The 15,090-nt window shown below is 68.6% G+C and carries 15 protein-coding genes; 9 read left to right on the top strand and 6 right to left on the bottom strand.

The window, feature by feature from the left end; all coding sequences use genetic code 11:
* Positions 1 to 43 precede the first annotated feature (43 nt).
* Positions 44 to 1,234 (top strand): cytochrome P450, encoded by a 1,191-nt coding sequence (locus HCC78_RS07130; RefSeq protein WP_172328060.1) that lies wholly within the window; start codon positions 44 to 46, stop codon positions 1,232 to 1,234.
* Positions 1,235 to 1,385: 151 nt separating this feature from the next.
* The gene (locus HCC78_RS07125) at positions 1,386 to 2,873 is read left to right on the top strand and encodes a replicative DNA helicase (RefSeq protein WP_172328059.1); all 1,488 of its coding nucleotides are present in this window, start codon (positions 1,386 to 1,388) and stop codon (positions 2,871 to 2,873) included.
* 4 nt (positions 2,874 to 2,877) lie between these two features.
* Here the strand turns inward: HCC78_RS07125 and HCC78_RS07120 are convergent, their stop codons facing one another.
* Positions 2,878 to 3,495 (bottom strand): acyl-homoserine-lactone synthase, encoded by a 618-nt coding sequence (locus tag HCC78_RS07120; RefSeq protein WP_172328058.1) that lies wholly within the window; start codon positions 3,493 to 3,495, stop codon positions 2,878 to 2,880.
* Between the two features lie 133 nt (positions 3,496 to 3,628).
* Between HCC78_RS07120 and HCC78_RS07115 the strand changes: the two genes are divergently transcribed.
* The gene (locus tag HCC78_RS07115) at positions 3,629 to 4,525 is read left to right on the top strand and encodes an autoinducer binding domain-containing protein (RefSeq protein WP_172328057.1); all 897 of its coding nucleotides are present in this window, start codon (positions 3,629 to 3,631) and stop codon (positions 4,523 to 4,525) included.
* Between the two features lie 2 nt (positions 4,526 to 4,527).
* Here the strand turns inward: HCC78_RS07115 and htpX are convergent, their stop codons facing one another.
* From htpX to HCC78_RS07100, 3 genes are all read right to left on the bottom strand, one after another.
* Positions 4,528 to 5,433, bottom strand: coding sequence for a zinc metalloprotease HtpX (htpX, locus tag HCC78_RS07110; protein ID WP_172328056.1), 906 nt, complete (start codon positions 5,431 to 5,433; stop codon positions 4,528 to 4,530).
* Between the two features lie 136 nt (positions 5,434 to 5,569).
* Entirely contained in the window at positions 5,570 to 6,175 is a 606-nt protein-coding gene (locus HCC78_RS07105; RefSeq protein WP_172328055.1) for a hypothetical protein, read from the bottom strand.
* Positions 6,176 to 6,502: 327 nt separating this feature from the next.
* Positions 6,503 to 7,135, bottom strand: coding sequence for a hypothetical protein (locus tag HCC78_RS07100; RefSeq protein ID WP_172328054.1), 633 nt, complete (start codon positions 7,133 to 7,135; stop codon positions 6,503 to 6,505).
* Positions 7,136 to 7,459: 324 nt separating this feature from the next.
* Here HCC78_RS07100 and HCC78_RS07095 point away from each other — a divergent pair, with 324 nt between their 5' ends.
* Positions 7,460 to 7,855, top strand: coding sequence for an ArsC/Spx/MgsR family protein (locus HCC78_RS07095; RefSeq protein ID WP_172328053.1), 396 nt, complete (start codon positions 7,460 to 7,462; stop codon positions 7,853 to 7,855).
* 19 nt (positions 7,856 to 7,874) lie between these two features.
* Here the strand turns inward: HCC78_RS07095 and HCC78_RS07090 are convergent, their stop codons facing one another.
* Positions 7,875 to 8,762 (bottom strand): DMT family transporter, encoded by an 888-nt coding sequence (locus HCC78_RS07090; RefSeq protein WP_253949083.1) that lies wholly within the window; start codon positions 8,760 to 8,762, stop codon positions 7,875 to 7,877.
* A gap of 172 nt (positions 8,763 to 8,934) precedes the next feature.
* Here HCC78_RS07090 and HCC78_RS07085 point away from each other — a divergent pair, with 172 nt between their 5' ends.
* Positions 8,935 to 9,693: an ion transporter gene (locus HCC78_RS07085; protein WP_172328052.1), complete on the top strand. Its 759-nt coding sequence runs from the start codon at positions 8,935 to 8,937 to the stop codon at positions 9,691 to 9,693.
* A gap of 36 nt (positions 9,694 to 9,729) precedes the next feature.
* Here the strand turns inward: HCC78_RS07085 and HCC78_RS07080 are convergent, their stop codons facing one another.
* On the bottom strand, positions 9,730 to 10,374 hold the full coding sequence (locus HCC78_RS07080; RefSeq protein WP_172328051.1) for a thiamine phosphate synthase: 645 nt from the start codon (positions 10,372 to 10,374) through the stop codon (positions 9,730 to 9,732).
* A gap of 114 nt (positions 10,375 to 10,488) precedes the next feature.
* Between HCC78_RS07080 and HCC78_RS07075 the strand changes: the two genes are divergently transcribed.
* The 4 genes from HCC78_RS07075 (at position 10,489) to HCC78_RS07060 (ending at position 15,068) form a co-directional block, all read left to right on the top strand.
* The gene (locus tag HCC78_RS07075) at positions 10,489 to 11,247 is read left to right on the top strand and encodes an RNA methyltransferase (RefSeq protein ID WP_172328050.1); all 759 of its coding nucleotides are present in this window, start codon (positions 10,489 to 10,491) and stop codon (positions 11,245 to 11,247) included.
* A gap of 107 nt (positions 11,248 to 11,354) precedes the next feature.
* Positions 11,355 to 12,059 (top strand): phosphotransferase, encoded by a 705-nt coding sequence (locus HCC78_RS07070; protein WP_172328049.1) that lies wholly within the window; start codon positions 11,355 to 11,357, stop codon positions 12,057 to 12,059.
* A 395-nt stretch (positions 12,060 to 12,454) separates the two neighbouring features.
* Entirely contained in the window at positions 12,455 to 13,594 is a 1,140-nt protein-coding gene (gene ctaA / locus HCC78_RS07065; RefSeq protein WP_172328048.1) for a heme A synthase, read from the top strand.
* 1 nt (position 13,595) lies between these two features.
* On the top strand, positions 13,596 to 15,068 hold the full coding sequence (locus tag HCC78_RS07060) for a carboxypeptidase M32 (protein ID WP_172328047.1): 1,473 nt from the start codon (positions 13,596 to 13,598) through the stop codon (positions 15,066 to 15,068).
* The last annotated feature ends 22 nt before the right edge of the window (positions 15,069 to 15,090 follow it).

The raw sequence follows: 15,090 nt of genomic DNA, 5'->3' as shown, positions 1-15,090 counted from the left end.
CCGGCATCTTGGCAAGCCCGGCGGCGCGGCGTATCGGGGGCGCATGCAGAGTTTCCGCCAGCCGCCGACCGATCCCGCCTTCGTCCAGAACCCCTATCCCGCCTACGAGGCGATGCGCGCGCAGGGCGGCATCGTCCTTTGGGACGACTACGGCATGGCCGCCGCCGCGTCGCACGAAGCGGTGCAGGCGATCCTGCGCAGCCGCGACTTCGCCCGGCTGCCGCCCGCCGGGCACGAGGCGCCGCCCCCCTGGGACGCCCTGCCCGCCTTCCGGCGGCTGGAGGAGGCCTCCATGCTGTCGAACGAGGCGCCGCGCCATCCGGTTCTGCGCCGCTCGGTCGTGACCGCCTTCACCAATGCCCGCGTGCAGGCGATGGCGGAGAAGATCGAGGCGCTCTGCCACCGGCTGATCGACGGCTTCCCCGACGGCCCATTCGACCTGATCGCGGCCTATTGCACGCCGATCCCGGTGACGGTGATCGCGGAGATGCTGGGCGAGCCGGACTCGCTGGCGCCGAAGCTGCTGGAGTGGTCGCATGCGATGGTGCGGCTCTACACCCAGGCGCCGACGGATGCGGAACGGGCTGCGGCGGAGCGGGCCTCGGAAGAGTTCGCCGCGCATCTGGAGGCCTCCCTTGCAGCGAAGGAGGCGCGCCCCGACGGCGACCTCGCCCAGGCGCTGAAGGCCGAATCCGGGGCCGGGCGGCTCAGCGCGGACGAGGTGCTGGGAACCTGCGTGCTGCTGCTGAATGCCGGGCACGAGGCGACGGTCCATGCCATCGGAAACGCGGCGAAGCTGATGCTGGAGACGGACGATCCGGCAGCATTGGCCGCGCCTGAGGCCGTGGCGGCGACAGCGGAAGAGGCGCTGCGCCTCGATCCGCCGCTGCACCTCTTCGCCCGCCATGCGCAGCGCGACACCGAAGTGGCGGGCCATACCTTCCGGACCGGCCAGCAGGTCGCCTGCCTGCTCGGCGCCGCCAACCGCGACCCGGAGGTCTTCGACGGGCCGGCCGCCTTCCGTCCGGGCCGCAACGCCAAGGCGCTGACCTCCTTCGGCGCGGGCGTGCATTTCTGCCTGGGCGCGCCGCTGGCGCGGCTGGAAATGCAGATCGCGCTGCGGGTCCTCTTCGCGCGCTGCCCGGGACTCGCGATGGCCGAACTGCCGGTTTATGCGCCGACCTACCATTTCCGCGGCTTGCAGCGGCTGATGGTGACACAAGGACAGCGCTAGGTCCGCCCACAATCCCTTGTGGACAGAATCCGGCCAGACCCGTAATCTGGACGCGAGCAGTTATACAATCTTATCCACAGGATATCCGCCTTGCGCCTCACAGCCGCGGGGGGCTATCCCGCCCGGTACGGGTGACAACGAGGCAGGAACCATGAACGACATGGGTCAGATCGGCGCGCAAAGCGCCGAGGAAGTCAGCGACGCGCTACCGCACTCCATCGAAGCCGAGCAGCAGCTTCTGGGCGCGATCCTGACCAACGACCGGGTCTTCGACCGCGTGGCGTCGATCCTGAAGGCAGACCATTTCTACGACCCGGTGCACGGGCGCATCTTCGAAATCGCGGCCAGCCGCTTCGCCAAGAACGCGCTGGTCAGCCCGGTGACGCTGGGCGCGTTCCTGGAGGACGATCCGGGCCTGCGCGAGCTCGGCGGCCCGGCCTATCTGGCCCGTCTGGCGGGCGCGGCGATCTCGACATTCGCGGCGGCGGACTACGCGCAGCTGATCCACGACATGTACATGCGGCGACAGCTGATGAACCTGGGCCGCGACATCTCCGAGCGCGCGCGCCGCGTCGAGGCCGACAGCGAACCGAAGGACCAGATCGTCCAGGCCGAGCAGGCGCTCTATGCGATGGGCGAGCAGGGCCAGGCCTCTAAGGGCTTCACGTCCTTCCTGCGCGCGGTGACCGAGGCGGTGAACGTCGCCAACGCCGCCTACCAGCGCGACGGCGGGCTCGCTGGCATCTCCACCGGGCTCGACGATCTCGACAAGAAGCTGGGCGGCCTGCACCGGTCCGACCTCCTAATCCTCGCCGGGCGTCCCTCGATGGGGAAGACATCGCTGGCGACCAACATCGCCTTCAACGTCGCCAAGGCCTACAAGAAGGGCATACTGCCCGACGGCACCGAGGGCGCGGTGAACGGCGGCGTGGTGGGCTTCTATTCGCTGGAAATGTCCTCCGAGCAGCTCGCCGCGCGCGTGCTGTCCGAAGCCTCCGAAGTGCCGTCGGAGCAGATCCGCCGCGGCGACATGACCGAGGCCGAGTTCCGCCGCTTCGTCGAGGCGGCGAAGACGCTGGAATCCTGCCCGCTCTATATCGACGACACGCCCGCCCTGCCGATCTCGCAGCTCGCGGCGCGCGCGCGGCGGCTGAAGCGGACCCACGGTCTCGACGTTCTTTTCGTCGACTACCTGCAGCTCGTCCGCCCGGCCTCGGCCAAGGACAGCCGGGTGAACGAGGTCTCGGAGATCACCCAGGGCCTCAAGGCGATCGCCAAGGAACTGAACATCCCGGTCGTAGCGCTGTCGCAGCTGTCGCGCCAGGTGGAGAACCGCGAGGACAAGCGCCCGCAGCTTTCCGACCTGCGCGAATCCGGCTCGATCGAGCAGGATGCCGATGCGGTGATGTTCGTGTACCGCGAGGAATACTACAAGGAGCGCGAGAAGCCCTCGGACGACAACCTCGAAGCGATGGCCAAGTGGCAGGAGACGATGGAACGCTGCCACGGCAAGGCCGAGGTCATCCTGGGCAAGCAGCGCCACGGACCGATCGGCACGGTGGAGCTGAGCTTCGAGGGCCGCTTCACCCGCTTCGGCAACCTGATCAAACCATGGCAGAACGGCGTCGACAGCTTCTGACCCGTCATGCCGCGCGGCGGTCCTGCCGCGCCGATGCCGCCCGCTCTGCCAGGCGGGCGGCACATTCCTGCAGCCGCCAGTCGGCCTCCGCCGTGCAGTCCCAGCGGCAGAGCCAGGTTTCCCGGCCGCCGGTCTCGAAGCTGTCCAGCCGCTCCGCCTGCCAGCCGTCCCGCGCGATGGCCCGCGCCACCCCCGGATAGACGATCCCGAACAGCCGCTCCTGCCCGCTGCGGCGGCCGTGGCGGCAGAGCCCGATCAGCAGTTCGGCAATGGCCTCGCGGCAGGCGGCCCCGCCGAGCCCGGGCGCGCTGCACAGCCGCGTGACCTCGCTCATCCCGGAAAGCGCCGTGCCGTGGCGGCGCCAGATCGCCGGAAAGGCGGCCTCGGCCATGCTGCCCGCCGCCGCCCGCCGCAGCCGGAGCGACGCCAGATGGCGACCGGCGCGTTCGGCCACCAGGTATTCCGTGCCCGGCGCGTCGAAGCCGTCGATCTCGGCCCCTTCGCCGGTCAGATCCAGCGGCCAGCGATGGCGGCGGACGAATTGGGCGGCGCGGTCGCGGTGCACGGCGGAAGCCAGGTCAGCCCTTGCGGCGAATTCTGCGTGGTCGAGTATGGTGAGCATGGGTCCTCCCGGATGTCTGGCCAATTTAGAACAAATTGGAAACATCAACAGGAAGACCCAGATTCATTGACAATGCGTTTCCGCATTTTAATTGTCTTTTCAGATGCGGAATTGGTGGTAGTGTTCAGGAGTTATGGCCAACTGGGTATATACCTCACTGGTGAATTCCATCGGATCTCTGCGGGATGCGGGCGAAGACACATTGGCCGCGGACATCCTGAGACTGGTGAAATCGGGCCAGCTGGAAACGATCCGGGTGTTCCGCCACGAAGCCGCCGAACGCCTGTCGGAGCAGATCGCCGGCGTCCGCGACACGGCCGGCCTCCTGCAGGTCCTCCACGGCATTGCCGCACGCTTCGATGCCAGCCATGCCACCATCCATGTCGTGACCGACACGCCGTCGATGCTGATCGACCCGCGCGTGGTCACGACCTATCCCGATGCCTGGATCGCCCGCTACGTGGAGCGCGGCTATTCCTCGATCGACCCGGTGATCGCGCGGGCGCGCAACACCGATGCGGGCTTCTTCTGGGACAGCCTCGACCGCTCCCTCCCCCGGGTGGCCGGATTCTTCGCCTCCGCGGCCGAGCTGGGCGTCGGCGCGGCCGGGTACACTTTGCCGATGCGAATCTGGAAGGATCTCCGGGTCGCGCTCACTCTGTCCTCGGAACGGCCGGACGCAGAGTTCCGCGCGGCGCTGGCCCCCCAGCTCTCCGATCTCGATTTCCTCGCCGACCAGCTCCTGCACATCTTCGCCGAAGTCGCGTCGGAAGAGATCCGCTCTGACAGGCGGCCGCCGCTGGAATTGCTGCGGCTGCTGCGCGCGCTGTTCCAGGGATCGACCATGGCAGAGGCCTGCGCGCGCTACGGCACCGTGCCGGCCGAGGAGGCCGAGAGCCGGATCTGCGCCTATTACGGCACCCGCACGCTCATGCAGGCCGCCATGGTCGCGATGCGGCTGCGCCATCTCGATGCCCTGCCCTACGAGCGGTCGGACATCGCCGGCGAAACCCCGGCCCCGCCGGACTGAGATCAGCCCCAGGGACCGCTGCGCGGGGACGCGGGACGCGGGCGCTGCGGGGAGACCGCAGAGGCTGCCGGGCGCGCGCCGCCGTCCATGGCACGCAGCGCGGCGACGCGGTTCTCGGTCGCCGGGTGGGTGGCGAAGAGATTGTCCATCTTGCCGCCATGCAGCGGGTTGATGATGAACATGTGCGCCGTCGCCGGGTTGCGCTCCGCCGCCATGTTGTCGATCCGCGGGACGGTGCGCTGCAGCCCCTCCAGCGCCGAGGCCAGCCATTCGGGATTGCCGCAGATTTCGGCGCCGATCCGGTCCGCCTCGTATTCCCGCGAGCGCGAGATCGCCATCTGCACCAACGTGGCCGCCAGCGGCGCGAGGATCATCAGGGCGATCGTCCCCAAGAGCCCGGCCCGCTCGCGGCTGCCGCCGAAGAACAGCGCGAAGTTGGCCAGCATCGAGATCGCGCCGGCAAAGGTCGCCGTCACCGTCATGATCGCGGTGTCGCGGTTGCGGATATGGGCAAGTTCGTGCGCCACGACGCCCGCGACTTCCTCGCGGCTGAGATTGCGCAGTAGTCCCGAAGTCACGGCCACGGCGGCGTTCTGCGGGTTCCGCCCGGTAGCGAAGGCGTTCGGCTGCGGCTGGTCCATCAGGTATACGGCGGGATGCGGCAGCCCGGCCCGGTCGGCAAGCTGGCCCACCATGTCGTTCAGCCCGTAGCGGTCTCCGGGCGCGAGATACTGCGCGCCGTTCATCCGCAGCACCATCTTGTCGGAATTCCACCAGCTGATCACGTTCATCGCCCCAGCCACCACCAAGGCAATCAGCGCGCCGCCGCTGCCGCCGATCAGGTAGCCGACGCCCATGAACAGGGCCGTCATCGCGGCCATAAGCATTGCGGTCTTCACGTAGCCCATCTTGCCCTCCGGTACTGCCCTGCCGATATGGGCGGTCCGGCCGCGGCGGGCAAGGCCATCGCGGAAAAGCGAAAAGGCCCCTTCGGGGCCTTCTGCAACATTCTGCGCCCTCAGCCGCGGCCGCGGCGGGGGCCGGTCAGGCCGCGCGGCGGCGCAGGCTGGCCAGGACGCCGATCCCGCCAAGCAGCAGCAGCGCCGGAACGGGAACCGGAACCGCCTGCACATCTACATTCGACCGCGCGGCGAGGCCGTAGATCGGGTCGTAGACGGTGGTGCCGAACAGGGAGCTGCCCGCCAGCTTCAGGTCGGACACGTCGTCATCGGGGGTGACGCCGACCAGGCCGGTCGTGTAAGTCAGCGTGCCGATCACGTCGCCGTCGCTCAGCCCGTCCACCAGGAAATAGCCCACGCCGAGCGCCTGCAGGCCATTCGTCAGGAGCAGGTCCCGGGTGGTGCCGAGAATGCCGTTGAAGGCGAAGCTCAGCGAGGTGATCTCGACCGGGTCGAAGGCCAGCACCGTGAAGGCCGAGAAGCCGGCCGAACCGCCGGTCGTGTCGACCGCATCGGTGTAGAGGATGTCGACGGTATAGGTCGAATAACTGGACACGCCGCATTCGTCGCTGATGCCGACGACGTTGTCGCAATCCCCGCTGTCGAACATCACGGACGCGTCTGCAGCAGCCGCGCCCATCATCATCGCAGCGGAAGCTGCCATGCACTTGAATGCATTCACCATTTTCATGGCATCCACTCCTCCTGAATCCCGTCGGGCCTTTTCCCCCGGGCGAACGCAGAACGGATACATCTCTTCTTCTTAAATTTGAATATAGTTTCCCCCGGAAAAATGCGTGCTCCCGCGAGGGAAAGGCATCGGGCCCGCCATCCGGCCGTTTCGGCGGGGGATGCTGCCGGGCCAGCCCGCCTCGGGCGTCCGGTTCAGACGGGAAATGCCCCGCGGCAAACCCGGCGGGGCAAGCGGAGCGCCGACTCCAGCCCCCGAAACGAGAGAAGGCCCCCGGAGGGGCCCTCTGCCGAAATTTGAGGTCTGCAGCCCCGGAGGGCAGCAGGATCAGGCTGCGCGGCGGCGCAGGCCGACGAGGGCGCCGATGCCGCCCAGCAGCAGCAGTGCAGGAACCGGAACCGGAACCGCAGACGCCTGGACGTCGGTGCCCATGCGCGAAATCACGCCATAGACCGGGTCGTAGACGGTGGTGCCGGTGGTCAGGCTGCCTGCCATCTTGATGTCGAAGACATCGTCATCCGGGGTGATGCCGACCGTGCCGGTGGTGTAGGTCAGCGTGCCGATCACGAACCCGTCGGTCAGCGGCAGCGTGTTGAAAATGCCCAGCAGCGTGTAGCCGATGCCAAGGGCCGGCTTGCCGACATCGGCGCTGATGTCCTTGACCAGGCCAAGAATGTTGTTGGCGAAGGAGAAGGACATGGACTCGATCTCGACCTCGTCCTGGATCAGGATCGTGAACGAGCTGAGGCCGAAAGTGCCTCCGGTCGTATCGGCGGCGTCCGTGTAGATCACGTCAATGGTGTAGGTGGTATTGTCAGCAACGTAACAAACGTCGCTGATCCCAACGACCCCGTCACAATCTGCAGTGTCTAACATCACGGAAGCCTGGGCACCTGCGGTCGCCATCGTCGTGAAGGCGGCGGCGGCGGCCAAGCTCCGGATAGCGTTTGCCATCTTCATTTGGAATAATCCTTCTGAAACTCACGGGGTTTTCCCTCATCAAATCTATACACTATCCGAGCCTGTTCTTTACACTCGAATCTGATTAATTCCGGTTCACCCTGCGGGTTTTGTTCGGAAATGAGGCAAAATCTGCCCGGCAAAGGCAGTTCATTTTACACAACAGCGTAGATTTGTCGGATGGCAGCCCACCGGCACAGCCTCCAGATGCAGAACAAGTTAAGCATTGTCAAGATTGATTCGGGGACCCAAGCATCTTCTTGCGGGCATGGCACGCTTCATGCTGGACCTAACGGACCATGGCGGACCCATACGGAAAAATGCATGACAATCATCATCTTCTACGAAAAGCCCGGATGCATCTCCAACACGCGCCAGAAGCGGCTGCTGAAGGCGTCCGGCCACCTGCTCAGGGTGCGCAACCTGCTTGAGCACCCCTGGACGCCGGAAACGCTCAGGCCATTTTTCGGAGACAGCCCGGTTAACGAATGGTTCAACCCGACTGCGCCGCGCGTCAAAACCGGCGAGATCCTGCCGAACCTGCTGTCCGAAGCCGACGCTTTGGAGGCGCTCTGCGCCGATCCGATCCTGATCCGCAGGCCCCTCATGCAGGTCGGCGACAGCTGCCGGTCGGGCTTCGACGCGGCGGCAGTCCATGCCTGGATCGGTCTCGCCGACCCGGCAAGCGACGTCGGCGATGCCTGCCCCAGAACCGTCTGAGGCTGGGCCCGGGCGCGCATCAGCGCCGGCCGCGCCAGAGGATGAAGAGGCCCGACAGCACGATCAGCCCGGCACCCAGCAGCGTGCCCGCGCCGGGGGTTTCGCCGAAGACCGCCATCCCGAGACCGATCCCGAAGAGCAGCCGCGTGTAGCGGAACGGCGTGACTGCCCCCACCTCGCCGGTGCGCATCGCCGTCATCAGGCAGCCATAGGCCAGCGCGCCGGCCGCCACCGCCGCGGCGATGCTCAGCGCCTGCCCCGGCGCCGGCGCCAGGAACGGTTCGCGCGCCCAGAGCGCGAAAAGCCCGCCCGCGGCGACGACGGCCAGGAAGCCGTAGAAGCCCAGCACGGCGGCCCCCAGCGAAGCCGGCGCCATCCGGCTGGCCAGATCGCGCCCGGCAAAGCCGATGGTCCCGATCACCGCCAGAACCGACAGAGCCGAGACGCCGTCCGCGCCCGGCCGCACGATCAGCACCACGCCCGCCAGCCCAAGCGCGATCGCCGTCCAGCGGCGCCAGCCGACTGTTTCGCCGAGGAAAAGCGCTGCACCGCCCACGACGAGGATCGGCGTGGCCTGCAGGATCACCGTCGTCGAGGACAGCGGCGTGAGCGCCAGCGCCAGCACGTAGAACAGGCGGCCCGTGACCTCGAACACGGCGCGGACGCACATCGCGCGGGACAGCACCGCCGGGGACAGCAGCCGCGCCCCGGAGAGCCGCGCAGCCAGCGCGAAGACGGCCGCGCCGCCCAGCCCGAAGAGGACCAGAACCTCGGCCACCGGCAGCCCCGCGGAGGCCGCCTTGACGAAGGCATCCTCGACCGAAAAGGCGCCCATCGCCGCGATCATCCAGAGGCTGCCCGCCATGTTCGCCCTGCGGCCCGTGACGATCCCGGAAGCTGCTGCCATTGCCTGTCTCTTTCCCGAGTGCCGCGCATCCGTGCCGCGGGCTGCGCGGCAGCCCTGCCCCAGCGTCCGGCCGCCGTCAAGCATCCGCGGCACAGCGGCGGCACCGGCGCCTTTCGCTTGGCGGCCCGCCGCGGGACCGCTATCCCTTGGAAAGCAAAAGCGGAGGCAGGACATGGAGCGGCTCAGGGAACTCTATCACGGCGACAGCCGCGATGCGCACCGGTTCCGCTACGCCCTCGTCGCCTTCGACCTGGCCACCATCGGCTTCATCGTGGTGACCTCCTTCCTGCCGCGCGAACCGTGGATCGAAGTGGCCGACATGGCTCTGGGCCTCTTCATCATCACCGACTTCATCATCCGGGTCTGGCTGGAACAGGAACGCTGGCGGTTCTTCACCCGGCCCTCGACCTGGGCGGACATGGCGGCGATCTTCTCGTTCCTGGCGCCGATCACCGGCGAGGGGCTGGGATTCCTGCGGGCGATGCGGACGCTGCGGCTGCTGCATTCCTACCAGCTGCTGGCGCGGCTGCGGCAGGATTCGCGCTATTTCCGCAAGCACGAGGACGTGTTCCTCGCCACGGTGAACCTCTTCGTCTTCCTCTTCATCGTGACCGGGATGATCTATGCCAGCCAGGTCCACATCAATCCGCAGATCAACAACTATGCCGACGCGCTCTATTTCACCGTCACGACGCTGACGACGACGGGCTTCGGCGACATCACGCTGATGGGCACGACGGGGCGGATGCTGGCAGTGGCGGTGATGATCTTCGGCGTCACGCTGTTCCTGCGGCTGGCGCAGGTGATGTTCCGTCCCTCGAAGGTGCGCGTCGAATGCTCGCGCTGCGGGCTCAGCCTGCACGATGCCGACGCGATCCACTGCAAGCATTGCGGCAAGATCATCCATATCGACACCGAAGGGATGACCTGAGCCCCGGACGGCCGCCGCGGCCGGGGCCGGCCGGTCTCAGACGAGCAGCTTCTCGATTTCGCGCAGCGTCGCGACCGGATCCTCGCAGGCCCAGAGGTCGTCGCCCAGCCCGAGGAAATCCGTGATCGGCGCCAGTTCCCGCACCTTGGCCAGCTTGTCGCCGCCGCGCCCGATCAGCGCGCCTTCGGCAACCACCGGCAGCTCGATCATGTCGCTCCACCAGGAGAACAGCTCGGTGTCGGCGATTTCCTCGCCCAGGCCGGTATCGGCCACCGGGCCGAAGCTGACGTAATCGGCCCCCGCCTCGCCCGCGGTCATGCCGTCATGCCGCGAGGTGCCGCAGAAGGTGCCGACGATCGCGTCCTCGCCCAGCGTCTCGCGCGCCTTGCGCACGTTGCGCGTGCCTTCGAGATGGACGCCGTCGAGCCCCAGCCGCTCGGCCAGCGCCAAATGCTTCTCCACAACGAAGGGCACGTCGCGCTCATGCGCCACCAGCCGCACCGCATCGGCGGCCCGCGCCACCGCATCGGCGTCCTGGCTGCCCAGGCGCAGGCGCAGGCAGGCGATCTCCACCGAGTCCAGCACGGCGGCCAGCCGGTCCGGGAAGGTGTCCGGATCGATCCCCGCAGGGGTGATCAGGTAAAGCTGGGTGCGGTCCTTGGGATCTGCTTCGTCTGACATCGGGGCATTCCATTCTGGGGTTGGAGCGACCTCCTATTCGCGCCGCCCCCGCAAGGCAAGCCCCCGGGCGAACCGGCCATTGCCGGCCGGGCGCGGCTGCGCTATGCGCGCGCCATGAGCCAGAACGCCGCAATCCCCCCCGAACTCGCCCCGGTCTTCGTCCTCGTCCGCCCGCAGATGGGCGAGAACATCGGGGGCGCCGCAAGGGCGATGTGGAATTTCGGGCTGGACCGGATGCGGGTGGTCGCGCCGCGCGACGGCTGGCCGAACCCCAAGGCGGTCGCCATGGCCTCGGGCGCCGGGCGGCTTCTGGACGAGGCCGTCCATGCCGATGACACGGCCGGGGCGCTGGAGGACTGCGCCTACGTCTTCGCCACCACCGCGCGCGCGCGCGGGCTGACCAAGCCGGTCTTCACCCCCGAGGCCGCGATGGCGCATGCCGCGAAGCTCGCCGCGAACGGCCAGCGCACCGCCGTGCTGTTCGGACCGGAGCGCGCCGGGCTTGAGAATGACGACATCGCTCGCGCCAACGCGATCATCAACGTGCCGGTCAACCCGGAATTCGCCTCGCTCAACCTCGCGCAATGCGTGCTGCTGACCGCCTACGAATGGCGCCGCCAAGTGCACGAGGTCGCGCCGGAGCGGCTGGAACTGGCCGGTGCCGACATGGCCAGCGCCCTCGAGATCGAGAAGCTCGCCGAACATTACGACCGCCGCCTCGACGAGGCCGGGTTCTTCTTTCCGCCGGAGAAGGCCGAAGGCATGAAGATCGTGCTGCGCAACCTCTGGTCGCGGATGCCGCTGACCCGCTCGGACGTGCAGATCTTCCACGGGATTCTGCGCCAGATGGTGCGCTGGAAGGACCACGGCTGAGCCGTCCTGCGGCAGCGGCGCCACAGCAGCCGCCGGCCTGACGCAGCGGCATGGCCTCGCGTCCGCGCGACGCTACCTTCGGTTGAGAGACCGAAGGAGACAGCCGCTTGGAAAGGCCGCCGCTCGACGCCTGGGACTGCAGCGCGCCCCTCGTTCCCATCCGGGGCGGGCACCGCAACCGCGCGTTCCGCACCACCGGCCTCGCGCGCGACCTGGTCTTCAAGTCCACCCGCCGCAGCGAGGCGGCGCTCGGCTGGCTCGCCCCCGTCCATGACGCCGCCGAGGCCGCCGGTCTGCGTGTGGCCCGGCCGCTGCCCAGCCGCCGCGGCAGGCTCTGCGAGGCGGGCTGGACCTGCGAGGCGCTGATCGAGGGGCGGCCCTTGCCGGCGGCGCGGATGCGGCTGCTGCAGGACCCGCTGGCCCGGCTGCACGCCGCCTGCCGCGGACTGCCCCAGCGCCCCGGCTTCGCCTCCGCCCGCGACCTGCTGGACCGCGACGGCGGCGGCGACATCGATCTTGCAGCCCTGCCCGCCGAGGTGGCCGGAACGCTGCGCGATGCATGGCAAGCCCTGGCGCACCGTGCCGAGACGGCGATCCACGGCGACCTGACGCCGGGCAACCTGCTGCAATGCCCCGACGGGCGCATCGCGCTGATCGACTGGGACGAGAGCCGCCGCGATCTCGCGCTGTTCGACCAGGGCCAGCTTGGCCCGGTGGACAGCCGCGAATGGCGCGCGATCCTCGCCTGGGAGGTCGCCTGTTCCTGGGCCAGCGAGCCCGCCTATGCCGAGCGGATCCTCAAGCGCCTCTGAGGGCGCCCCATGGCGAGCCGCGGAGCCTTAGGGATCGTCCGGCCGGTCCACCGGCCTCCCTCTCCGGCTGCACCGGGCGTCCGTCGCCAGCTGCGTGCTCTCCGGCCGCCGCGCCATCGTCCGAAACAACGCGCCGGTGCGGCCGGTCCCTGGCTGCGCACGGCGGTTCCCCGTCGCCCTCCTCATGGCCTTCGCAGGCAGCCCTGCCACGTTGGGGATCGCGGAAGACCTGGCCGAAGCCGGGCAGACCGGTCCCGCCGGTCCGAGCCGGCCCTTCTCCGCCTGCCGCCGTTGTCCCGTCCGCACCGCGCCGTGACCGGCTGCGCCCCACCCGGTCCCTTGCCCGCACCCGCTGCGTCGCTTAGGAAACCCGCGACCGTGTGAGGGAGCATCCCATGAGCAAACGCAGCATTTTCGAAGAGGTCGGCCCCGAAGGCGCGACCCAGAAGGCGGCCCCGACGCCAGGGCTGATCGACCGCGGCCAGGACCGGGGCCGCGGTGCCGTCCGGATCTGGCTCTTCGTCCTCGGCCTGCTCGTCGTGGCGATGATTGCCGTCGGCGGCCTCACCCGGCTGACCGACAGCGGCCTGTCGATCACCGAATGGAAGCCCGTCACCGGCGCGCTGCCGCCGATGTCCCAGGCGGGCTGGGAAAGCGAATTCGGCAAGTACCAGCAAATCCCGGAATTCGCGCTGCAGAACTCGGCGATGAGCCTCGAGGACTTCAAGTCGATCTACTGGTGGGAATGGAGCCACCGCCAGCTCGGCCGGATCATCGGCCTTGTCTGGGCGGCGGGCTTCGCCTTCTTCCTGGCGACGAAGCGCATGCCGCCGGGCTTTGCCAAGCGCACGGGGCTCCTCGGCGTGCTGGGCGGGCTCCAGGGCGCGATCGGCTGGTGGATGGTCTCCTCCGGGCTCGGCGGCGAGATGACCGACGTGGCGAGCTACCGGCTGGCCGTGCATCTGGGCCTTGCCTTCACCATCCTCGGGCTGATCACCTGGACGATGCTGCTCTTGTCGCGGCCCTCGCACGAACTCATCGCCGCACGCCGCGCCAAGGAACCGAAGCTGTTCTCGATGGCGACCGGCTGGATGCATTTCGCGATGCTGCAGATCCTGCTGGGCGCGCTGGTCGCCGGGATCGATGCCGGCCGGACCTTCACCGACTGGCCGCTGATGGCCGGGGGCATCTTCCCGCTCGACATGTGGAGCCTGTCGCCCTTCTGGACCAATTTCTTCGAGAACCCGGGCACCGTGCAGTTCATGCACCGGCTCTCGGGCTATCTGCTGGTGATCTTCGGCATCGTCGTCTGGCGCCGCTCGCGCCGCTCGGGCAACGACAACACCCGCATGGCGTTCAGCATCGCCGCCGGGCTGCTGCTGTGGCAGCTGGCGCTGGGCATCGCCACCGTCCTGCACGCCGCGCCGCTGCAGCTGGCGATCGCGCACCAGTTCACCGCGATCCTGCTGTGGATCGCCATCATCCGGGCGCGGTTCTTCGCCCAGTATCCCAAGGCACAGTCGGTGAGAGGCTGAAATGACTGCATATGACGAGCTGATGTCCTTCGTCCGCGAGACCGAGGCGCTGTCCGCCGTGGCGGGACGCACCGGCTGGGACCAGGAAACCATGATGCCCTCCGGCGCGGCCGAGCAGCGCGGCGAGGAGATGGCGGCGCTGGAAGGCGTTCTCCATGCCCGCCGCACCGATCCGCGCATCGGCGACTGGCTGGAGGCCGCCGCGCCCGCGGATGACGTGGCCAAGGCGCAGCTGCGCGAGATCCGCCGCAGCTACGAGCGATCGGTCAAGCTGCCCGCGCGGCTGGCGACCGAACTGGCCCGCGTCACCTCGGTCTCGCAGGGCGAATGGGCGGCGGCGCGCAGGGCCGATGACTGGTCCGCTTTCCAGGGCCGCCTTGCCCAGGTGGTGAAGCTGAAGCAAGAGGAAGGCCAGGCGCTTGCCGCGGGCGGCGACGTCTATGACGCGCTGCTGCAGGATTACGAGCCCGGAACCACCGGCGCCGAGATCGCCGCGCTGTTCGGCGGGCTGCGGCCGCGGCTGGTGGCGCTGCGCGAGCGCATCCTCGGCAGCGGCACGACCGCGCCGCAGCTGTCCGGCGACTTCGCCGAGGCGGCGCAGCTGAAGCTCGCCGAGCGGCTGGCCGTGACCTTCGGCTACGACCTGTCAAAGGGGCGGATCGACAAGGCGGTGCACCCGTTCTCCTCGGGCTCGGGCATGGACGTGCGCATCACCACCCGCACCGACCCGGCCGATCCGTTCAACTGCTTCTACTCGACCATCCACGAGGTCGGGCATGCCACCTACGAGCAGAAGGTCGACCCGGCCTACCTGCTGACGCCGCTGGGCTCCGGCGCCTCTATGGGCGTGCACGAGAGCCAGAGCCGGATCTACGAGAACCAGCTGGGCCGGAGCCGCGCCTTCACTTCCTGGCTGTTCCACCAGATGCAGGAGACCTTCGGCGACCTGCGCGTCGGCGGCCCGGACGATTTCTATGCCGCCGTGAACCGGGTGCATTCCGGCTATATCCGCACCGAGGCGGACGAGGTGCACTACAACCTGCACGTGATGCTGCGCTTCGACCTGGAGCGGGCGCTGATCGAGGGCGATCTGGCCGTGGCCGACCTACCCGGCGCCTGGAACGAGCGCTTCGCCCGGGATTTCGGCGTGGCGGTGGACAAGCCGTCGAACGGCGTGCTGCAGGACGTGCACTGGCCGGTGGGGCTGTTCGGCTATTTCCCGACCTACTCCCTGGGCAATGTCTATGCCGGCTGCCTGCACAGGGCGCTGCGCGAAGCGGTGCCGGACCTGGACGCGCAGCTGGCCGAGGGCGATCTCTCGGCAGCGCTTGCCTGGCTGGCGGAGAACCTGCAGCAGCATGGCAGCCGCTACGTCCCGCGCGAGACCGTGGCCCGCGCCTGCGGCGCCGAGCCCGAGGCCGGACCGCTGCTGGACTATCTGGAAGAGAAGTTCGGCGCGATCTACGGCTTCTGAGCGAGGCCGGGAGGGGGACCGC

The organism is Mangrovicoccus sp. HB161399, assembly GCF_013184745.1.
Taxonomy (GTDB): domain Bacteria; phylum Pseudomonadota; class Alphaproteobacteria; order Rhodobacterales; family Rhodobacteraceae; genus Mangrovicoccus.
The sequence above is the reverse complement of the archived record's forward strand: the minus strand, read 5'-3'. Positions and strand labels throughout refer to the sequence as shown.